Here is a 20456-nt window from a genome sequence, read left to right on the forward strand (position 1 = left end):
TCGCGCGGAATCAGACCTGAACGGATGCCGTCGCGCGGTCGACGAGATCGGAAGCGTCGTAGTCCAGCCAGACGATGTCCGCGTACCGCCTGAACCAGCTCACCTGCCTGCGCGCATACCGCCTCGTCAGCTGCTGGGTTTCAGCGATGGCCTCCTCCTCGGTCGCTTCACCGGTGAGCTGCCGAAGTGCCTGCGCGTAGCCGATCGCCCGCGACGCCGTGACGCCGCGCTCAAGGCCGAGCGGCACGAGCCGACATACCTCGTCGAGGAGACCGCCCTGCCACATCCGCAGAACGCGCTCGTCGAGCCTGCCGACGAGCTGATCGCGCGGGGCGGTGAGACCAAGGATGCGAGTGGGCTTCCAGTAGACCGGTTCGCCGGGGAGCATACCTGCGACCGGTGAGCCGGTGATCTCGGCGACCTCGAGTGCCCGCACGATCCTTCGCGCATTCTGCGAGCCGATGCGTGCCGCCACATCCGGATCGAGCGCGGCGAGCCGCCGGTAGAGCGCGCCGGGGCCTTCGGCCTCGAGTTCGCCTTCCAGTCTCGCCCTGACCGCCTTGTCCGATGCGGGGAACTGGAAGTCGTAGAGCACGCTCGACACGTAGAGCCCCGACCCGCCGACGAGTATCGGCGTCGCTCCGCGCGCGAGAATCCCGTCGATGGCGGCCCTGGCAGCCTCCTGGTAGGCCGCGACCGTGGACTCTGTCGTCACGTCCAGCACGTCGAGCAGGTGGTGCGGGATGCCTCGTCTTTCGTCCTGCGCGAGTTTCGCCGTTCCGATGTCCATGCCCCTGTACAGCTGCATGGCGTCGGCGTTCACGATCTCCGCACCGTGTCCCGACCGTGCGAGGCGCTCGGCCAGGTCGAGTGACAGGTCGGACTTTCCGGTGCCGGTCGGACCGATGATCGCGATCACGCCGGCCGCTGCGGGGTTCAGCGCTGACCGTCCAGCTGGTCGTAGATCGGGGTGGTCGCCCCTGCGACGGATGCCGGTGGGCCGACCCGGAGGGACGGCAGGCCGAGCGACACCCGGCCGGGTGCTGTCGATGAGGACGGAGACGTCGGGACGCCGCAGGATTCGGCCTGCGCCCGGTCCCAGGCGTCGCCTGCGGCCGTGCGACGGACCTGGAGCGGCAGCCCGTCTGCGGTGTCGGCAATCAGGTAGAACGGGGCTGCCTGGCTGACCCGTGCCGTGACCACGTCGCCTGGCCGCGGAATCTCTGACCCGGTGGGAACGTCGAAATGGACCAGGCGAGAATCCTCGGCACGCCCGGACATCCGGTGCGTGAGGGAGTCCTTCTTGCCCTCACCCACGGCGACCAGGAGCTGCACGTCTCGGCCGACGACCTTCTGGTTCTCTTCGAGGCTGATCCTGTCCTGGAGGGCGGTCAGGCGCTCGTAGCGTTCCTGGACCACGGCCTTCGGCACCTGGTCAGGCATCGTGGCGGCCGGGGTTCCCGCTCGGATGGAGTACTGGAAGGTGAACGCTGTCGCGAACCGCGCCGCCTCGACGACGCGAAGCGTCTCCTGGAAGTCGTCCTCGGTCTCCCCCGGGAACCCGACGATGATGTCTGTGGAGATCGCGGCGTGCGGCATCCGGGCGCGAACGCGGTCGAGGATGCCGAGGAACTTCTCGCTGCGGTACGACCGGCGCATTGCCTTGAGAATGCGGTCGGAGCCTGACTGGAGGGGCATGTGCAGCTGCGGCATCACGCTGGGTGTCTCGGCCATGGCGTCGATGACGTCGTCGGTGAAGGCGGCGGGGTGTGGGCTGGTGAAGCGAATCCGTTCGAGCCCGGGGATCGCGCCCGCCGCACGGAGGAGCTTGCCGAACGCCTGCCGGTCGCCGAACTCGACGCCGTAAGAGTTGACGTTCTGGCCGAGGAGGGTGACCTCGATCGCGCCGTCGTCGACGAGGGCCTGGATCTCGGCGAGGATCTCGCCCGGCCTGCGATCCTTCTCCTTGCCGCGGAGCGCCGGCACGATGCAGAAGGTGCAGGTGTTGTTGCAGCCGACGGAAATGGAGACCCAGCCGCTGTACGTCGATTCCCGTTTGGTCGGAAGGGTGGACGGGAAGGTCTCGAGCGACTCGAGGATCTCGATCTGGGCTTCGTCGTTGTGCCTGGCGCGTTCGAGCAGACTCGGGAGGGCGCCCATGTTGTGGGTGCCGAACACGACGTCGACCCACGGCGCCTTCTCGAGGATGACGTTCTTGTCCTTCTGGGCGAGACACCCGCCGACGGCGATCTGCATGCCGGCGTGACGCTTCTTGACCGACGCGAGGTAGCCGAGGTTGCCGTAGAGCTTGTTGTCTGCGTTCTCGCGCACCGCGCAGGTGTTGATGACGACGACATCGGGCTCGACGCCGACCGCTTTGACGTAGCCGGCCGCGTCCAGTGATCCGCCGAGACGCTCGGAATCGTGCACGTTCATCTGGCAACCGTAGGTGCGGACCTCATAGGTGCGCGCGTGCCCGGATGCGTCGACGGCCGCGACCGACGGGGTGATGATTGTGGGCGTTTCCTGCAGCGTGCTCATGATCGGTCCAGTCTACGTTCAGACGCGGATCTCGGAGCGGTCAGCGGAACCGGACGTTGGAGGTTCCTCCTGCGTTGCGCCCGGTGAGGAGCGGAGCGATCGCTTCACGGACGATGTTGCCCGGGTAGCCGCGGCGGGCCAGGAACCCGACGAGCCGGCGTTCGAGCGTCTGTTTGTCGAGCCCGGTCAGCTGCGACGCACGCTTTGCAGCGAGCTCTTTCGCGGCGCTGAGCTCATCGCCCTGGTCGATGTCGTCGAGCACCTCGTCGATGATGTCGCGCTCGATCGAGCGCCCGGACATCGCGCGGGCGACGACCGCCTTGCTCTGCCCTTTGCGTTCGTAGAGTGCGTGCTTCATCTGCTCCGCGAGCACGCGGTCGTCGACATAGCCGAGCTCGCGCAGCCGGTCGAGGATCGAGTTGGCCTGGTGGGCGGTGAGGCCCTCAGCCACTCCGAAGGCGAGGATCTCGGCTTCACTGAGCGCGCGCCGCGCAAGCTTACGCACCAGGGCCGACTCGATGGCCTCCGGGTCGGCGTCAGGGAACTCGGGGTCAGCGACGTCTGTTGCGGGCACCACACCGGGAAGGTAGGTCACGGTCGCGAACTTCTCTCCGTCGGCGTCGTGTGCGCCTGAGCCGCCGTCAGGAGAGGTGTTCTCGTGCGGGTCGATGAACCTGACCACGACCGTGCCCCGCCCTACGCGCCGCGCCGGGCGGCGAGCTGGTCTGCGGACAGTTTGCCTGCGGCGGCCGTCTTGCCCGGTGCTGCTTCGACCGCTGCGTCTGCGACGGGCGCGGCAACGGCACCACCGATACCGAGCTTGACCTTGATCTTGTGCTCGATCTCTTCGGCGACGTCGGGGTTGGTGAGAAGGAAGTTGCGCGCGTTCTCCTTGCCCTGGCCGAGCTGCTCACCGTCGTAGGTGTACCACGAGCCTGACTTCTTCACGATGAGGTGCTCGACACCGAAGTCGATGAGGCTGCCCTCGCGGGAGATGCCGGTGCCGTAAAGGATGTCGAACTCCGCCTGCTTGAACGGCGGGGCCATCTTGTTCTTGACGACCTTGACCCTGGTGCGGTTACCGACGGCATCCGTGCCGTCCTTCAGGGTTTCAATGCGACGGATGTCAAGGCGCACGGACGCGTAGAACTTGAGTGCCTTACCACCGGCAGTGGTCTCGGGGCTGCCGAAGAACACACCGATCTTCTCGCGCAGCTGGTTGATGAAGATCATGGTGGTGTTGGTCTGGCTCAGTCCACCGGTCAGCTTCCGCAGAGCCTGCGACATCAGCCGCGCCTGGAGGCCGACGTGGGAGTCGCCCATCTCGCCCTCGATCTCGGCACGGGGAACGAGTGCCGCCACCGAGTCGATCACGATGAGGTCGATGGAACCCGAGCGCACGAGCATGTCGGCGATCTCGAGTGCCTGCTCACCGGTGTCTGGCTGGGAGACCAGCAGCGCGTCGATGTCGACGCCGAGCTTCCTGGCGTACTCGGGATCGAGTGCGTGCTCCGCGTCGATGAAGGCGGCGATGCCGCCTGCCTTCTGTGCGTTGGCGATCGCGTGAAGTGTCAGGGTGGTCTTACCGGAGGATTCAGGACCGTAGATCTCGACGATCCGGCCGCGGGGAAGTCCTCCGACACCGAGCGCGACGTCGAGGGCGATGGAGCCGGTGGGAATGACGGCGACAGGGGCACGCTCATCGCTGCCGAGACGCATGACGGAGCCTTTGCCGAACTGGCGGTCGATTTGGGCGAGGGCGGTCTCGAGGGACTTCTCGCGGTCTGCTGCTGATGGCATGTCATGCCTCTTTCTTCTGTCGATATCGGTGCGCCTGTAGGCTGTCGCGCCCCGGAAGATCCGGTGCTACGACAAGGCTGGGAGCGTCTGTCGGTGACGGTGTCGACTGTATTGTGCACCTCCGACATTGCGTCGGAGGGAGGAAATCAGTGGACGATCCGACCTCGAAAGGCCCTTGTGATGGAGCCTATCCCAACCCGAACAGATGTTCGAGAAAGATGCGGCGGCGTGTCGAAGTCAATTTCGCCGAAGAAGCGCGGCGCCGGATCGGCGGCCGTCAGGACCGGGGCGGAGGAACGCCTGCACCGTGTCGACGCTCGACGGGAACGTCCGTCTCCCGGCACAGTGCGAGCCAGACAACCCGCGGGGATTCGCCGGCAGCAAGTGCCTCATTCGCGGTTCGACCGCCCAGCTCCCTCAACACCAGGTCGCTGGCGAGCACGCGCCCGTATGCGCCACCGAACTCGGTGGTCATCGCCGTCCTGAATTCGCTGAGTTTCACGGAATCAAGCGTAACGGGCCGCAGACAGAGGAATACCCCGGAGCGCGTGTGCACTCCGGGGTATCAGTCGATGGTCGATCGTCAGCGTGCGACGAGATCGGCATCCAGTTCGGCGACGAATTCGTCTGGGACGGTGTCTGGAATCGGTTCGATTCCTTCGATGACCGCGAGGCGGTCTCCGACTTCGCGCATGATCACCGAGATCGGTGTCTCGAGGGCGTCGGCGACGGAGGCGAGGATTTCACTCGACGCTTCCTTCTGTCCGCGTTCGACTTCGCTGAGGTAGCCGAGGGCCACACTCGCTTTGCTTGCAACCTGGCGAAGAGTCCGCCCTTTTTGCAGCCGGAAGTCACGAAGCACGTCGCCGATTTCTTGACGAACAAGTATCATTTGACCCCTCCTTCTCTGCCGGTCAGCCTCACCGTCGGTAAGTCTGTGGATGGAAACAGTACTACACCCATCCGTACTCAAACCTTAGTGTTTCTGACTGATCTTTTCTTGTGAGTCTGAGAGTTGTAACCGGAGCGCAACACGCGATATTCCACCCGAAATCTGTCAGGGCCAACTCTCAGGATCCGCCGGCTCCCACGCCGGTGATCGCAGTGAGGAAATCGACCGCCGCTGCGACGGTATCCCTGCGGATCGTGTCCCGGTCTCCGGTCAGGGTGAGACCGAGCGAGCGGGTCCCTCCCGCCATGGACAGACCGAGGAAGACGGTGCCGGGGGCACGTCCGTCCTGGGGGTCGGGCCCTGCGACGCCTGTGGTCGACACGCCGATGTCCGCCGGTCGCCCGTCGACGCTGAGGACGGTTCGCGCACCTGCCGCCATCTGCTCCGCGACGAGCGGGTGGACTGCCCCGTGTTCGGCCAGGAGCGCGGCGTCGACACCGAGCACCGAATGCTTGACGTCGGTGTGATAGGCGACCACTCCCCCGGCGACGACGGCGGATGCCCCAGCCGGCCGGATCAGTTCGGCTGCCAGCAGCCCGCCGGTCAGCGATTCGGCCACGGCGATGGTGAGGCCCCGCGCGGTGAGGTGGCGGATCAGTGCTGCCGTTCGATCCACGTCGCTCCCGCCGTTCGCGTTCATGGCCGTCTGGCTGCCCTGAGCGCGGTGAGGACGTAGTCGATGCCGCTGGCGACCGTGAGGAGAACCGCGGCGGTCATCAGGATGCCGTTGACCCAGAAGATCCAGTCCCCGACGACGAGGTAGAGCGGGAGGAGGGCGATCGAGATCGCGACCGACTGCGCCACGGTCTTGAGCTTGCCCATCCACGCGGCGGCTACGACGTGGTCGGTCGCCACGATCATCCTGTGCACGGTGATGCCGATCTCACGGACGAGAACGACGATGGTGACCCACCAGGGCAGTTCTCCGAGGATGGAGAGGGCCACGAGTGCGCCGCCGGTGAGGATCTTGTCTGCGATCGGGTCGAGGAGCTTGCCGAGGTCGGTGACCAGCCCGTGCTTCCTGGCGATCGCGCCGTCGATCCCGTCAGTGGCGATGGCCACGATGAAGAGGACGGCGGCCGCCCATCGGAGCCAGCCGTCCGCGCCGTCGTCGGCCAGGAGCATCCAGATGAAGACCGGAGCGAGGAGGATGCGGATGACGGTGATCGCGTTCGGCAGATTGAGGTTCGCGGATCGCGATCCTCCGGCACGGGGAAGAGTCATGTCCTGCTACTCCTCCTTGCCGGTGAGCTTCCAGGCGTCCTCGTCGGATTCGCCCTCCACAACATCGTATCCGTCGAACTGCTGGTCGACCTGGTCGCCGTCGTACCGCTCGTCGCTGTGCGACGACGCGGAGAACGCCGGGCCGTCTTCGCCCTTGAGCTTGGCGAGGAGTCCTGGGAGCTGTTCGGCGGTGACGAGCACGTCGCGCGCCTTCGAGCCCTCAGACGGGCCGACGATCTCGCGCGATTCCATCAGGTCCATCAGGCGTCCCGCCTTGGCGAAACCGACCCTGAGCTTGCGCTGCAGCATCGACGTCGAGCCGAACTGGGTGCCGACGACGAGCTCGGTCGCCGCGAGCAGCAGGTCGAGGTCATCGCCGATGTCTGCGTCGACTTCCTTCTTCTCGATGACGGCGGCGACGTCCTTGCGGTACTCGGGGCGAGCCTGCTGGGTGACGTGCTTGACGACCTTCTCGATCTCGGCCTCTGACACCCACGCGCCCTGCACGCGGATGGCTTTGTTCGTGCCCATCGGCAGGAACAGGCCATCGCCCTGGCCGATGAGCTTGTCTGCTCCCGGCTGGTCGAGGATGACGCGGGAGTCGGTGACGCTCGTCACGGCGAACGCCAGCCGTGAAGGCACGTTCGCCTTGATGAGCCCGGTGACGACGTCGACCGATGGTCGCTGCGTGGCGAGGACGAGGTGGATCCCGGACGCCCTGGCGAGCTGTGTGATGCGCACGATCGAGTCCTCGACATCGCGAGGCGCGACCATCATGAGGTCTGCGAGCTCATCGACGACGACGAGCAGGTACGGGTATGGCTTGAGCACCCGTTCGCTGCCCACGGGGAGCACGATCTCCTCGTTCACGACGGCCTTGTTGAAGTCGTCGATGTGCCTGAAGCCGAAGCTGGCGAGGTCGTCGTACCTCATGTCCATCTCCTTCACGACCCACTGCAGCGCTTCCGCCGCTTTCTTCGGGTTCGTGATGATGGGCGTGATGAGGTGCGGGACCCCGGCGTATGACGTCAGCTCGACGCGCTTGGGGTCGATGAGGACCATGCGCACGTCGCTCGGTTTCGCCCGCATGAGCAGGCTCGTGATCATCGAGTTGATGAAGCTCGACTTTCCCGAGCCGGTCGAGCCGGCGACGAGGAGGTGGGGCATCTTGGCCAGGTTGGCGACGACGAAGCCGCCGCCGACGTCCTTGCCCACACCGATGGTCATCGGGTGCACGCTCTTCGTGGCGTTCGCCGAGCGGAGGACGTCACCGAGGGTGACGATCTCGCGGTCGCTGTTCGGGATCTCGACACCGATGGCGCTCTTGCCGGGGATCGGCGCGAGGATACGAACCTCGTTCGACGCGACGGCGTAGGCGATGTTGTTGGTCAGCGCGGTGATCCGCTCGACCTTGACGCCGGGACCGACTTCGATCTCGTACTGCGTCACGGTCGGGCCGCGCGAGAAGCCGGTGACCTTGGCGTCGACCTTGAACTGGTCGAGGACGCTGGTGACGGCAACGACGACCTCGTCATTCGCTGCTGAGCGGGTCTTGGCCGGGTCTCCGGCGCCGAGGGTGGATGCCGCAGGGAGACGGTACGGAGCCGGCGGCGCCGTCGGGCGGGCCATCCGCTGCGGGCCGGAGTCGTCCATCAGCCCGAGACCCTCCATGCCGGGCAGGGCTTCGGTGGCGCCCTCAGGGCCGTCGTCGTGGAGTCCGGAGGTGGACTCGCCGACGGCGAAGGTGCCGAGCGCCGCCTCCGCTGCCGAGAGGTCGCCGATCACCTCGGTCATGGCCTCGTCGTCATCGTGAATGGGGTTGCCGAACATGTCGACATCCTCGCCCTCGAGGGCTGAGTCGAATTCGCCGTTCCCGCGGCTCGGTCCGCCGAGGAGCTCAGCGAGCGGGTCGCCTTCCAGTGCTGAATCGAATGCGGGGTCGACCTCGCGCTGACTCTTGTTGCGTCGCCACCACGGCAGCGATTCGTCACCGTCGTCGTCGATTCCGTCGAGCTCGACCTGCTTCGTGCGTTCGAGTTTCGCGGCCTCGCGTTCCTCGTCCGTCTGGACGTCGGTGCCGAAGGTCCACGCGTAGAGCTGCCTGAGTCTCGCGCCCACCTTGTTCGGCGGGGTCTTGGTGATGATGAACAGGCTGAGAAGCACCAGCAGGGACAGGACGATCCCTGCGCCGATCGGGGTGATGAGCGCCACGAGGGGGGCGCCGACGATCCAGCCGACCAGTCCGCCGGCGACGGCGAGTGCCGGCATCCCGTCGCTGGGGTTCGGTTGCCCGCCGAAGGTGTGGCAGAGCCCGGCGACGGCGACGAGGACGATGATCAGGCCGATGCCGATGCGCCCGTTGTCGTTCACTGAGCTCGGATGCCTGAACAGCCAGATCGCCAGCAACAGCATCACGACGGGGAGGGCGAACGCCAGGCGACCGAAGATGCCACCGAAGGTGAAGGCGTTGAGGTTCTGGGCGACGGTGTCGTTCACACCGAACCACTGCACGACCATGCCGACGATCGCGAGCAGGAGGATGAGGAACGGGATGCCGTCGCGGCGTTCCTCTTTGGCGAACCGTTCTGGGCCGAATGCCCGAGCCGTCCCGCCTGCGAGGTGGGCGAGGCCCATCCACATCTTCACGAACACGTTCTCCGACGGTTCCGTCGGGTACGCGACAGTCTTCGCTGTCGGGAGTTTGGTGGTCTTCGCCGTTGTGTTCTTCGCCGGCGCCTTGCGGGCGCTCGGTGCTCCTCCGCGCGCCGACGTGCTCCGACCGCGGCTGGACGATTTGCTAGTCGTAGCCATGGTTCCACGGTACTTCGGCAGGGGTCGTTTGCCCCGCATTGACGCGGGGCCAGTCCCATCCGGCCTCGCGCGTCTTCAGCGCAGGATGAGCACCATCGTGTCGGAGTCCACACCGGACTCGACGGTGTGGAAACCTTCGCTGACGTAGAGGCGTCTCGCATGGTTGGCACGTTCGACGCTGAGACTGATGCGAGTGTGACCTGCCGACCTGGCCTGCGACACGACGGCCTCGAGGAGCGCACGGCCGACGCCCTGCGCCCGCCACACGGCGACGACACCGAGCGTCAGCTCGGGCACGCCAGGCGCGACGAATCCGTAGCCCGGGTCGTGCGCCGGGAGCAGTCGGTACCAGCAGGCACCGATCGGCGTGCCTGCGGAGTCGACGGCGATCGTGCCTGCGTCGCCCGGTCGTTTCCACCCCGAGATGTACTTCGCGGTCGTCGGCCCTGCGAGCACGTCGACGCGCGATCGCGTCCGCGTCGGCATCCATTCGGATGCCTCGAAGAGCATGTCACCGAGAAAGCGTGCGTCGCTGCCTGTCGCCTCCCGAAGTGTGAACCGGGCCATGTCGCGATGCTACGCCTCGCGTGTTTCGACCGCATGAACAAACGCGAGTTGCCCGGTTTCACGGGTCCGGACGGGCCGGAACCCGCGAATCCGGGCAACTCAAGAGCTCAGACCGACTATGCCTCGATGACGAGCGGGACGATCATCGGACGGCGGCGGTATGACGTGTTGACCCACCGGCCGACGGTGCGCCGAACGATCTGCGACAGTGCGTGCGGGTCACGCACGCCGTTGCGTGCGGCATCCGCAAGCGCCTGCTCGATCTTGGGCTTGACGCCGTCGAACACGCGGTCGTCTTCAGCGAACCCCTTGGCGTGGATCTCCGGTCCGACGATGACTTTGCCGGTCTGGGCCTCGACGACCACGATGATCGAGATGAAGCCCTCTTCTCCGAGGATCCGACGGTCCTTGAGGTCGGCGTCGGTGATCTCACCGACGCTCGAGCCGTCGACGTAGACGAAGCCGAGGTCGAGCTGGCCGACGACACGGGCTTCACCGTCCTTGAGGTCGATGACGGTTCCGTCCTCGGCGAGAATGGTGTTCTCCTCGGGGATGCCGGTGTCGATGGCGAGCTTCGCGTTGGCGACGAGGTGGCGGTATTCGCCGTGCACGGGGAGGACGTTCTTCGGCTTGATGATGTTGTAGCAGTAGAGGAGCTCGCCTGCGGCGGCGTGGCCGGAGACGTGGACCTTGGCGTTGCCCTTGTGCACGACGTTCGCACCGAGCTTCGTGAGGCCGTCGATGACACGGTAGATGGCGTTCTCGTTGCCGGGAATCTGGCTCGACGCCAGGATGACGGTGTCGCCGTCTCCCACCTCGATGGCGTGATCCATGTTCGCCATCCGGCTGAGGACGGCCATCGGCTCGCCCTGCGACCCGGTCGACATGTAGACGATCTTGTCGTCTGGGATGTCCTTGGCCTTCTTGTAGTCGATGAGGACGTTTTCGGGCACCTTGAGGTAGCCGAGGTCCGCGGCGATGGTCATGTTGCGCACCATCGAGCGACCAAGCAATGCGACCCGGCGGCCATTGGCGTGAGCAGCGTCGAGCACCTGCTGAACGCGGTGCACGTGGCTGGAGAAGCTCGCGACGATCACACGGCGAGGGGCTTTGGAGATGACCTGCTCGAGGACCGGGCCGATGGAGCGCTCGAGTGGTGTGAATCCGGGAACGTCTGCGTTGGTGGAGTCGACGAGGAAGAGGTCGACGCCCTCCTTGCCGAGCCGTGCGAACTCACGGAGGTCTGTGAGCCGCCCGTCGAGCGGGAGCTGGTCCATCTTGAAGTCACCCGTCGCGAGGACGGTGCCCGCCGATGTCTTGATCGCCACGGCGAGAGCGTCCGGGATCGAGTGGTTCACGGCAACGAATTCGAGGTCGAATGGACCGAGCTGTTCTTTCTGGCCCTCGGCGACGGTGAGGCTGTATGGCTGGATGCGGTGCTCTTTGAGCTTTGCCTCGACGAGTGCGAGCGTGAGGCCGGATCCGATCAGCGGGATGTCCTTGCGGAGGCGGAGCAGGTACGGAACTGCTCCGATGTGGTCTTCGTGACCGTGGGTCAGAACGACTCCGACGACGTCATCGAGACGATCCTTGATCGGAGTGAAGTCCGGCAGGATCAGGTCGACGCCCGGCTGGTGCTCCTCGGGGAACAGCACACCGCAGTCGACGATGAGGATCTTGCCGTCGATCTCGAACATGGTCATGTTCCGGCCGATTTCGCCGAGGCCTCCGATCGGGATGACGCGGAGCGTTCCCTTTTTCAGGGCAGGCGGATTGTAAATAGTTGTGGGCATATGCCCTCCTTGGATGTGTGCGTCAGCGGGTGGTGCCGTGCACCTGTGGCAGAGCGCCACCGGCTGCCGCGTTGCGGTCTGGACGGAAGTTGGAGAAGTCCACTCCCGGGATGTCCTTGACGAGGTCGATTTCGTCCTCGATCTGGGCTGCTTCCCACTCTTCAGGGCCGACGAGCGGGAGTCGGACGCGCGGACTGGCGATGCGGCCGAGCCCGTGCAGGATGTACTTGGCGGCCACGGTTCCAGGCACGTGCGTCATGACGGCACGGACGAGAGGCTCGAGCTGCATGTGTGCCGCTGTCGCCGTTGCCAGGTCGCCGGCGTTGACGGCGTCGACCATCTGGCGGTACGGCTTTGCGGCGATGTTGGCTGTGACGCCGATGAGACCGGCCGCACCGATGGAGAGGTGCGGCAGGGCGTTGGCGTCGTCCCCTGAAAAGTAGAGCAGGTCGGTCTGATTGAGCACGCGGCTCACTTCGGAGAAGTCGCCCTTGGCGTCTTTCACCGCGAGGATGTTCGGGTGCTTGGCCGCGCGAAGGATGGTCTCGTACCTGATCGGCACGCCCGTGCGGCCGGGGATGTCGTAGAGGATGACCGGGAGGTCTGTGGCATCCGCGATCATCCGGAAGTGGGTGAGGATGCCCGCCTGCGTCGGCTTGTTGTAGTACGGCGTGACGATCATGACACCGTCGGCGCCGGCTCTTTCGCTCTGCCGATAGAGGTCGATGGCGTGGGCGGTCTCGTTGGATCCGCCGCCGGTGATGATCTTCGCCCGGCCGGCCGAGACGGACTTGCCGACCTCGACGAGACGCAGTTTCTCCGGGTCGGTAAGCGTGGAGGTTTCGCCGGTCGTGCCGGTGACGACGATGCCGTCTGCACCCGCGTTGATCACGTCGTCCATGTGCTTCTCGACGCCAGGCCAGTCGACTTCACCGTCGGCGGTGAAGGGGGTGACGAGCGCTACGAGGACCTGACCGAAGGGATTCACGACGTTAGACACAGGTATCAGGGTACCGGTTGCCGGGGGCTGCGCGCCCCATCGGTCCCGACCCGTCAGTCGGATTCGTAGCGGAGGAACCGGTACTCGATTCCCTTGGCGGACGTGTGCCAGCCCTCGACGGGGTCGGTCGAGACCAGACGCCACCTCTCGGTGATGGCCGGAGCGACGGCATCCCCCTCGATGGGTTCGCGGATCGTGGTGACCTCGAGACGCTGTGCGATGTCGATGACCGCCGAGAAGACTTCCGCTCCCCCGATCACCCAGACCACGTCGTCGCCGGCGGTGCCCTCACCGGCGATGGCGAGCGCGGCCGCGATCGAATCGGCGGTCTCGACGCCGTCCGCGCGCCAGTCCTGCTGCCTGGTGACGACGATGTTTCGCCGTCCGGGGAGCGGGCGGAATCGTTCGGGAAGCGAGTCCCAGGTCTTGCGGCCCATCACGACCGGACTGCCGAGCGTCACGGCCTTGAAGTGCGCGAGGTCCTCGGGCAGGTGCCAGGGAAGCACACCGGCGTTGCCGATCGTGCCGTTGGCGGCCTCCGCCCAGACCAGCCCGATCCGCGGGAGGCTCATACCGCTACCGGCGCCTTGATGGCCGGGTGGTGCTGGTAGTTCTCGACGACGAGGTCGTCGAACGCGTAGCCGAAGATGTCGTCTGGGTGCGACGTGATCCTGAGCTGCGGGGCCGGGTAGGGGTCGCGGCGCAGCTGTTCGGTGACCTGCTCGACATGGTTGTCGTAGATGTGGCAGTCGCCGCCGGTCCAGACGAAGTCGCCGACCTGGAGGCCGGCCTGTTCGGCGACGAGATGGGTGAGCAGTGCGTAGCTGGCGATGTTGAACGGGACGCCGAGGAAGAGGTCGGCGCTGCGCTGGTAGAGCTGGCAGGACAGTTTGCCGTCGGCCACATAGAACTGGAACAGGGCGTGGCACGGCGCGAGGGCCATGTCGGGGATGTCTGCCGGATTCCAGGCCGACACGATCAGGCGGCGGGAATCAGGAGTGGTCTTGATGGCTTCGATGACGTCGGAGATCTGGTCGATCGTGTCGCCGCCCGCTGTCGGCCATGAGCGCCACTGAACGCCGTAGACAGGACCGAGTTCGCCGTCGACATCCGCCCACTCGTCCCAGATGGTGACACCGTTCTCCCGGAGCCAGCCGACGTTGCTCTCGCCCCGGAGGAACCAGAGCAGTTCGTACGCGATCGATTTGAAGTGCACCCGCTTGGTGGTGATGAGCGGGAAACCCTCTGAGAGGTCGAACCGGAGCTGGCGGCCGAACACGCTGGTCGTACCCGTTCCCGTCCGGTCGGTCTTGCGCGTGCCGTTCTCGAGGGTGTCGCGCAGGAGGTCCTCGTACGGGGTGGGGATCGTCGCAGCCATGGCTCCAAGGCTAACCGAGTGATCGCGCTTTGCGCCCCCTCACCCTGTCGACTCCCCCGGCGCGTCCGTCATTCTTTGTCACACGGGGCCGCCGGGCTCGGGCGATTCATACAGTGTGGGAATGGATCCCCTTCTCGCCGCTGTGGCCATCGCCGGCCTGGCCGGCGTGTCAACCCTCGCGGGCGCGCTCTGGCGTCGACGAGACGGCAGGGTCGTGCGGGCAACCGACACGGACGACGACGCGTTCACACCGGCCGACTTCGACGGGAACGTGGCATTCGGCGACCGGGCGACCCTCGTGCAGTTCAGTACCGAATTCTGCTCCCGTTGCCCATCGACCGAGCGGATGCTGCGCACGGTCGCATCAGGAGTCGGCGGCGTCGACGTCGCTGTCGTCGACCTCACCTCCAGACAGGACCTCGCCGCCCGGTTCCGGGTCACCCAGACGCCCACGGTGCTCGTTCTCGACGCCGCCGGTCGCCAGATGGCCCGCAGCGCCGGGGTACCCCAGCGTTCCGCCATCGAAGCGGTCCTCGCTCCCCTTCCCTCCAGTCCTCACAGCCCCGCCCGTCTTCCCAGGAGCAGCCATGTCCAGCACTGACCCCAGCCGCGGCATCGATCCGCGGGGCCCGCGTTTCGGCGCAGGCATCACTGCAGTCCTCCTGGCCGCGATCGTTTTCACCGGACTCGTCGGCGCCTCGACGGTGACGCTCGTGCTGTACCTGCTGGTGACCGCACTGTTCGCGTGGGGCGCGTTCGCCGGCATCCGTCGTCATCCGTACGGTGTGCTGTTCGCCCGGCTGGTCCGGCCGCGGCTGTCTGCCCAGGACGAGCTCGAGGACCCACGCCCGCCGACCTTCGCGCAGGGCATCGGCTTCGCTGTCACCGCGCTCGGTCTCGTTCTGCATCTGCTGTCTGTTCCCGGCGCTCTCGTCGTCGCCGCATCCGTCGCCTTCATCGCCGCGTTCCTCAACTCGGTCTTCGGATACTGCATCGGGTGCCAGGTCTACCTGCTTCTCGTCCGTGCAGGTGTGCTCGGCCGCACGCCGGTCGCACCCTGAATCCGAGGGTGATAACGCCAGGGTGAACCGTTAGGCTCGGCGTGCGGCGACAGGCCCGCACGCGAGTATGGAGGATGCCATGGCTGCAACCAGCGAAGCAACGACCGTCTGGAACGGAACACTTTTCGAGGGCGAGGGAACGGTCTCACTCGACTCCTCGAAGGCAGCGAGCCTGCCGGTGAACTGGAAGGCCCGCACTGAAGGCTCCGAAAGCGTCACCACCCCCGAGGAACTGCTCGGGGCGGCGCACTCCGCCTGCTTCAGCATGCAGTTCTCGAACATGCTCACCGAGGCAGGCAACCCGCCCGAGAGCATCCAGACCACCGCGGCCGTCACGTTCCAGCCCGGCACGGGCATCACGGGAAGTCACCTGCTCGTGAGCGCGAGGGTCCCTGGCATCAGCGAAGAGGATTTCGAGCGCATCGCCACAGAGGCGAAGGCGTCGTGCCCGGTGTCGCAGGCACTCGCGGGCATCCCGATCACGATCGAGGCGAGCCTCGCCTGATGCCGCTCACGATCGGCGGACGGACGCCGTGAAGCGCGTCGTCATCGCCGGTGCGTCCGGCCTGATCGGAACCGCGCTCACCGAGGAACTGCGTGCGAGGGGCGACGAGGTGGTCCGCCTGGTTCGGAAGAACCCAGGGCCGGGCGACGTGCTCTGGGATCCGGCGTCGCGCACCATCGACCCGGCTGCGCTCGACGGTGCCACAGCCGTCGTCAACTTCTCCGGTGCCTCGATCGGGCGCCTGCCGTGGACGCCGGGGTACAAACGCGAGATCCTCGCATCCCGGGTTGCGGCGACGAGCACGCTCGTCACGGCGATCCGCGCCGCCGCCGTGCCTCCCGAGGTGTTCATCAGCTCATCCGCTGCCGGCTATTACGGGTCGCGTCCGCATGAGACTCTCACCGAGGACAGCGCGCGCGGAACGGGGTTCCTCAGCGACGTCACCGCCGAGTGGGAACGCACTGCACGTCGCGCCGACGACGTCACCCGCGTCGTGATCGCGCGCAGCGGCATCGTCGTGGCGACGGACGGCGTGCTCAAGCCGTTGCTGCTCCTCACCCGCGCCGGGCTCAGCGGGCCCCTCGGTGGCGGCGAACAGCTGTGGCCGTGGGTGAGTCTTGTCGACGAGACGAGGGCGCTCGTGCACCTTCTCGACGGGACACTCGCCGGACCGGTCAACGTCACGGGACCGACCGCGGCATCCGCCAACGATCTGATGCGTCACCTCGCCATGAGGCTGAACCGACCCTTCTTCCTCCCGGTCCCTGCGTTCGCGGTGACGGCTGCCCTCGGCGATGCGGCACGCGACCTGCTGCTGGTGGATCAGCACCCGCAGCCGGCGCGGCTCCTCGGCGACGGGTTCGTCTTCACGCACCGCACCGTGGAGAAGGCCGTCGACGCGGCGTTGATCCGCGGGCGCTGATCGCGGGCGCCGTGCGCCGAGTAGCCGCCAAACGCGCTTCAGACGCATGACGAACAGCCGTTCGAGGCGACTCGAACGTGCCGGCTGCGGATGCCCCGTCGGGATCGACTTCGCCCAAAGGGTTACTCGCGCACGGCATGAACGACCCTTTGGGACCAACCGCACGCCCGCGGCAGGGCGCACAGCAGCGGGTCAGGACGCCGAGTTGAGCCTGATCGCCTCGCGGATCGCCTCGCGGGCGCGCCTGCGGTCACCGGCGCCGTCGTAGGCGAGACCGAGTCGGTACCACGCCCTCCAGTCCTCCGGTGCGGCCTCGACGGCCGCGCGGTACTCCGGGAACACAGCGTCGACCGAGTCGCGCTCGGGGCGTCCGCTCGGGCGCAACGGGAGCTCATCTGCCGGGAGCGCGTTCTCGGATTCGAGGATGCGGCCGAGCTTCTCTGCCCTGACCCCGAACAGCAGCTCACGGACCAGCGCCCAACCGCCGATGATCGGCAAAACGATCAGCGCCGCACCGATCACGATTGCGACGGGCTCACCCGTGAGCAGGAACTTCACCGCGCGGTCGCCGACGAGAACGAGGTACAGCACGAGCAGGACGGCCATCACGGCCACGCCGATTCGAGTGGTCATGCGCGGGAGATCCCGAGGTCCATCAGGTTCTCCAGGCCGACGGTCAGGCCGGTCGCCGTGCGGGCGGCCTCGAGCGCGAGCAGGATGCCCTGCTCGTACGAGCTCGCATCGATCGTGTTGTGGGTGATCGAGAGGGTCTCCCCAGTGCCGCCGAACACGACTTCCTGGCGGGCGACGATGCCGGTGAGCCTGAGGCTGTGGATCGGGATGCTCGACACCTGCTGGCCGCGGGCCCGCTGGTCGGTGTGCGGTGCTTCGACAGGCCCGAGACCCGACCTGGCCTCGCCGATGAGCTCGGCCGTGCGCACGGCGGTGCCGCTCGGCGAATCGATCTTGGTCGCCTTGTGCGCTTCGACGATCTCGATCGAGTCGAAGAACCGGCCGGCGATGGTCGCGAGCGTCGTGCCGAGCACCGAGCCGAGCGAGAAGTTGGGGATGACGAGAACTCCGCTGTCGCGGTCCGCGAGTTCGGTCTTGAGCGCCGCGAGTCGCTCACGCGACCAGCCCGAGGTGCCGACGAGCACGTTGGCGCCAGAACGAATGGCGTGGGAGACGACCTTTTGCGAGACCGCGGGGGCGGTCACATCCACGACGATGTCCGCGCCGTCCATCTCCTCGAGAGCGCTGGACGAACCGAGCCTGGCGATCACCTCGAACCCCTGGGACTCATCGATCAGCCGTGTGAACAACTGCCCCATCGTGCCGCTTGCCCCGACCACTGCCACGCTCGTTCCCATGCTCCCAATCTACAGGCCGCCAGCGCCGTCGGTTTAGGCTGGACAGGTGCCCGATTTCACCACAGCCCCCGTCACCGACCCGACCGCGCAGGAACTCCTCTGGGAGTATTTCCACAGCCGCGAGTTGAGCTTCGTCGGCGGCGAGTACTCCATCTCGTTCCCGGCTGCCGAACAGTTCGATCCGCCCGCTGGAGTCTTCGTTCTCGTTCATGACGGCGATCGCGCCGTCGGGTGCGGCGGCATCCGCCGGCTGAGCCCCGAACGCTACGAGGTGAAGCACCTCTTCCTCCGCCCGGAGACGCGCGGCAAGGGCTGGGGCCGTGAACTCCTCGCCGACCTGGAACGGCGCGCGATCGAGTTCGGGGCCACAGAGGTGGTGCTCGACACGAACGCCACGCTCACTGCTGCCGGAGGGCTGTACCAGTCGATGGGCTACGCCAGCGTCGAGCCGTACAACGACAACCCGAACGCCACGAACTGGTACCGCAAGGAACTCGTTCTCTGACGCCGGTCTCAGACCAGGAGCGGGTCTGGCAGGCCTGTTCGCACTTCCATCGGCAGGTGGCCGAGGTCGTTGTGGGTGAGCAGCGTCCAGGGCCGGCCGGGCTTGCGCTGGATGATGGTGAGGCCGCAGTGCGCCTGGTCGAGAGTCATCCACCGCCACGCCGGGGCGCCGAGGACCTCGCGCACGAACCAGGCGATGACGAAGTTGTGGGTGATGAGCAGGTCGTGGCGGTCACCCTTTCGCGGAGCAAGGAACTCGGAGACAGCGTCGGACATCTGGGCGGCTCCCGCATCGATCTCGGCCTCGGTCACCGACCCGAAGAACGGCGCGTACGACGACGGCATCTCCGGGGTGCGCCCGGTCGGGACACAGTCCATCAGGAGGGCGCTGGGCTGCGACTCGATCGACGGCATCCGTTCACCGATGATGCGAGCCGTCTCCGACGCACGCTGCAGCGGGGAGTGATAGGCCGCGGTCATCGGGAGACCGCCGATGCGTTCGGCGAGGAACTGGGCCTGGCGCCGTCCGCGGGCGGAGAGCGGGCCGTCGCCCATACCGTGCTGGGCGTCCTGCTGCTCACCGTGGCGGACGAGATAGATGTACTGGGACACGAGAGTCACTCCTGATGGTCCTCGCCGAATCCGGCGAACACGTCATCATCGACGGCTCCGACGGCGGCGAGGGAGAGAGGGCGGGAGACGAGGTCCGCGGCGAGAGCCTGGACCTCGGCGGCGGTGACCAGCGCGAGCCTGCGAAGGCTCTCGTCGAGGTCGATGAATTCACCGAGGGTGATCTCGGCGCGGCCGAGCCGGGACATCCGGGTATCGGAATCTTCGAGTGCGAGGGCGGATGCTCCGGACAGCTGGCCGTTGGCGCGCGCGAGTTCTTCGTCGGTCACGCCGTCTGCTGCCAGCCGACGCAGCTCGGACAGCATGAGGTCGGCGACCTGGCGGGCCTTCGCCGGGGAGCATGCCCCGTAGAGCCCGAAGACTCCGGCGTCTGAGTACGACGCACCGAAGGAGTACACCGAGTAGGCCAGCCCGCGCTTCTCGCGGATCTCCTGGAACAGCCGCGACGACATCCCGCCGCCGAGGATGGAGTTAAGCACTCCCATGGTCAGCCGTCGGTCGTCGGATGCCGCGAGGCCCGGGAATCCGATCAGCACGTGAACCTGTTCGATCGGTCGGGTCTCGACCGAGAGGTGAGAGCGCCTGGTGACGGTCGATTCGTCCAGGCCGCGACGTTCGACCGGACGCGCCGTCACCGAGAGGTCCCAGCCGGCCGCGACGAGTGCATGGGTGACGTCGGCGACGAGGGCGTCGTGGTCGACAGCCCCTGCCGCGGTGATGACGAGGTCCTGAGGACGGTAGTTCTCGCGGTAGTGCGCTTGGACGGCGTCGCGCGTCGCCTGCCTGATGGTTTCCGGTGTGCCGCCGATCGGTCGCCCGAGGGCATGGTCGCCGAGGACGGCCTCGAAGAGGTTCTGGCTCGCGACGTCTGCCGGGTCGTCCTCAGCCATCGCCAGCTCTTCGAGGATGACGCCGCGTTCGGTTTCGAATTCCGTCGGGTCGAGGAGGGACGAGGTCAGCATGTCGGCGATCACGTCGACCGCCATGGCCAGGTCGCGGTCGCGCACCTTCGCGTAATAGCAGGTGTGCTCCTTGGCGGTGAGCGCGTTGTGCTCTCCGCCGACCGAGTCGAAGGCGATCGCGATGTCGAGGGAGGTTCGCGTCGGGGTTCCCTTGAAAAGCAGGTGCTCGAGGAAATGCGTGGAACCGAAGCCGGACTCGCGGGCCGGCGATGCGCCGATGGCCGGCGTGGCGGGCAGCTCGTCGCGGGATCCGACAGCGACCCAGTAACCGAGCGTCGCGCTGCGGCTGCCCGGGACGTGTTCGCTGAGGATTCGAACGCCACTCGGCAACACCGTCCGGCGGACGAGTGCATCGCCGGATGCAGCAAAGGACAGCTCGGCAACATCGAGCGGAAGGTCAATGGCGCCGTTCATCCCTTCCACCCTACGGCAGAGG

Annotated in this window: 23 protein-coding genes; 5 read left to right on the top strand and 18 right to left on the bottom strand. The window is 66.7% G+C overall.

Features of this window, described 5'->3' with window-relative positions; genetic code table 11:
- Window positions 1-10 precede the first annotated feature (10 nt).
- From miaA to AC1M2K_RS00310, 14 genes are all read right to left on the bottom strand, one after another.
- Window positions 11-919 (bottom strand): tRNA (adenosine(37)-N6)-dimethylallyltransferase MiaA, encoded by a 909-nt coding sequence (gene miaA / locus AC1M2K_RS00245; RefSeq protein ID WP_480239369.1) that lies wholly within the window; start codon window positions 917-919, stop codon window positions 11-13.
- A gap of 17 nt (window positions 920-936) precedes the next feature.
- Window positions 937-2541 (bottom strand): tRNA (N6-isopentenyl adenosine(37)-C2)-methylthiotransferase MiaB, encoded by a 1605-nt coding sequence (gene miaB, locus AC1M2K_RS00250; RefSeq protein ID WP_480239370.1) that lies wholly within the window; start codon window positions 2539-2541, stop codon window positions 937-939.
- Between the two features lie 40 nt (window positions 2542-2581).
- Window positions 2582-3223, bottom strand: coding sequence for a regulatory protein RecX (locus AC1M2K_RS00255; RefSeq protein ID WP_480239371.1), 642 nt, complete (start codon window positions 3221-3223; stop codon window positions 2582-2584).
- A gap of 14 nt (window positions 3224-3237) precedes the next feature.
- Window positions 3238-4341: a recombinase RecA gene (recA, locus tag AC1M2K_RS00260; RefSeq protein ID WP_480237422.1), complete on the bottom strand. Its 1104-nt coding sequence runs from the start codon at window positions 4339-4341 to the stop codon at window positions 3238-3240.
- 277 nt (window positions 4342-4618) lie between these two features.
- A complete protein-coding gene (locus AC1M2K_RS00265; protein WP_480237423.1) occupies window positions 4619-4843 on the bottom strand; it encodes a DUF3046 domain-containing protein in 225 nt (74 codons plus the stop codon).
- Between the two features lie 81 nt (window positions 4844-4924).
- The gene (locus AC1M2K_RS00270) at window positions 4925-5233 is read right to left on the bottom strand and encodes a helix-turn-helix domain-containing protein (RefSeq protein ID WP_480237424.1); all 309 of its coding nucleotides are present in this window, start codon (window positions 5231-5233) and stop codon (window positions 4925-4927) included.
- A gap of 178 nt (window positions 5234-5411) precedes the next feature.
- Window positions 5412-5933, bottom strand: coding sequence for a CinA family protein (locus AC1M2K_RS00275; protein ID WP_480239372.1), 522 nt, complete (start codon window positions 5931-5933; stop codon window positions 5412-5414).
- Window positions 5930-6517 carry a CDP-diacylglycerol--glycerol-3-phosphate 3-phosphatidyltransferase gene (pgsA, locus tag AC1M2K_RS00280; protein WP_480239373.1) on the bottom strand — a complete coding sequence of 196 codons (588 nt, stop codon included), beginning with the start codon at window positions 6515-6517 and terminating at the stop codon, window positions 5930-5932. Before pgsA ends, AC1M2K_RS00275 begins: the two co-directional genes overlap by 4 nt.
- Before the next feature lie 6 nt (window positions 6518-6523).
- Window positions 6524-9328 carry an FtsK/SpoIIIE family DNA translocase gene (locus AC1M2K_RS00285; RefSeq protein ID WP_480237427.1) on the bottom strand — a complete coding sequence of 935 codons (2805 nt, stop codon included), beginning with the start codon at window positions 9326-9328 and terminating at the stop codon, window positions 6524-6526.
- A 75-nt stretch (window positions 9329-9403) separates the two neighbouring features.
- Complete coding sequence (locus AC1M2K_RS00290) at window positions 9404-9895, bottom strand: N-acetyltransferase family protein (RefSeq protein ID WP_480237428.1); 492 nt, start codon at window positions 9893-9895, stop codon at window positions 9404-9406.
- Between the two features lie 116 nt (window positions 9896-10011).
- Window positions 10012-11688, bottom strand: a complete 1677-nt coding sequence (locus AC1M2K_RS00295; RefSeq protein ID WP_480239374.1) for a ribonuclease J — start codon at window positions 11686-11688, stop codon at window positions 10012-10014.
- Window positions 11689-11710: 22 nt separating this feature from the next.
- Window positions 11711-12688 carry a 4-hydroxy-tetrahydrodipicolinate synthase gene (gene dapA, locus AC1M2K_RS00300; RefSeq protein WP_480237430.1) on the bottom strand — a complete coding sequence of 326 codons (978 nt, stop codon included), beginning with the start codon at window positions 12686-12688 and terminating at the stop codon, window positions 11711-11713.
- A gap of 53 nt (window positions 12689-12741) precedes the next feature.
- Window positions 12742-13260, bottom strand: coding sequence for a dihydrofolate reductase (locus AC1M2K_RS00305; RefSeq protein WP_480239375.1), 519 nt, complete (start codon window positions 13258-13260; stop codon window positions 12742-12744).
- Complete coding sequence (locus AC1M2K_RS00310) at window positions 13257-14066, bottom strand: thymidylate synthase (RefSeq protein WP_480239376.1); 810 nt, start codon at window positions 14064-14066, stop codon at window positions 13257-13259. Before AC1M2K_RS00310 ends, AC1M2K_RS00305 begins: the two co-directional genes overlap by 4 nt.
- A 121-nt stretch (window positions 14067-14187) precedes the next feature.
- Between AC1M2K_RS00310 and AC1M2K_RS00315 the strand changes: the two genes are divergently transcribed.
- The 4 genes from AC1M2K_RS00315 (at window position 14188) to AC1M2K_RS00330 (ending at window position 16554) form a co-directional block, all read left to right on the top strand.
- Window positions 14188-14667, top strand: coding sequence for a TlpA family protein disulfide reductase (locus tag AC1M2K_RS00315; RefSeq protein ID WP_480239377.1), 480 nt, complete (start codon window positions 14188-14190; stop codon window positions 14665-14667).
- On the top strand, window positions 14654-15127 hold the full coding sequence (locus AC1M2K_RS00320; RefSeq protein WP_480239378.1) for a DUF4395 domain-containing protein: 474 nt from the start codon (window positions 14654-14656) through the stop codon (window positions 15125-15127). Before AC1M2K_RS00315 ends, AC1M2K_RS00320 begins: the two co-directional genes overlap by 14 nt.
- Window positions 15128-15206: 79 nt before the next feature.
- Window positions 15207-15632, top strand: a complete 426-nt coding sequence (locus AC1M2K_RS00325) for an OsmC family peroxiredoxin (RefSeq protein ID WP_480239379.1) — start codon at window positions 15207-15209, stop codon at window positions 15630-15632.
- A 28-nt stretch (window positions 15633-15660) separates the two neighbouring features.
- Window positions 15661-16554, top strand: a complete 894-nt coding sequence (locus tag AC1M2K_RS00330; RefSeq protein ID WP_480239380.1) for a TIGR01777 family oxidoreductase — start codon at window positions 15661-15663, stop codon at window positions 16552-16554.
- Between the two features lie 192 nt (window positions 16555-16746).
- On the opposite strand, the gene AC1M2K_RS00335 is transcribed toward AC1M2K_RS00330, so the two are convergent.
- The gene (locus tag AC1M2K_RS00335) at window positions 16747-17187 is read right to left on the bottom strand and encodes a hypothetical protein (RefSeq protein WP_480239381.1); all 441 of its coding nucleotides are present in this window, start codon (window positions 17185-17187) and stop codon (window positions 16747-16749) included.
- Window positions 17184-17924 (bottom strand): 4-hydroxy-tetrahydrodipicolinate reductase, encoded by a 741-nt coding sequence (gene dapB, locus AC1M2K_RS00340; protein ID WP_480239382.1) that lies wholly within the window; start codon window positions 17922-17924, stop codon window positions 17184-17186. Before dapB ends, AC1M2K_RS00335 begins: the two co-directional genes overlap by 4 nt.
- Window positions 17925-17970: 46 nt before the next feature.
- On the opposite strand from dapB, the gene AC1M2K_RS00345 reads away from it, so the two are divergent.
- Window positions 17971-18429 carry a GNAT family N-acetyltransferase gene (locus tag AC1M2K_RS00345; RefSeq protein WP_480237439.1) on the top strand — a complete coding sequence of 153 codons (459 nt, stop codon included), beginning with the start codon at window positions 17971-17973 and terminating at the stop codon, window positions 18427-18429.
- Window positions 18430-18437: 8 nt separating this feature from the next.
- On the opposite strand, the gene AC1M2K_RS00350 is transcribed toward AC1M2K_RS00345, so the two are convergent.
- Entirely contained in the window at window positions 18438-19040 is a 603-nt protein-coding gene (locus AC1M2K_RS00350; protein WP_480238432.1) for a histidine phosphatase family protein, read from the bottom strand.
- A 5-nt stretch (window positions 19041-19045) separates the two neighbouring features.
- Window positions 19046-20434 (bottom strand): M16 family metallopeptidase, encoded by a 1389-nt coding sequence (locus AC1M2K_RS00355; protein WP_480239383.1) that lies wholly within the window; start codon window positions 20432-20434, stop codon window positions 19046-19048.
- Window positions 20435-20456 lie beyond the last annotated feature (22 nt).

The organism is Mycetocola sp. Y171 (assembly GCF_056713165.1).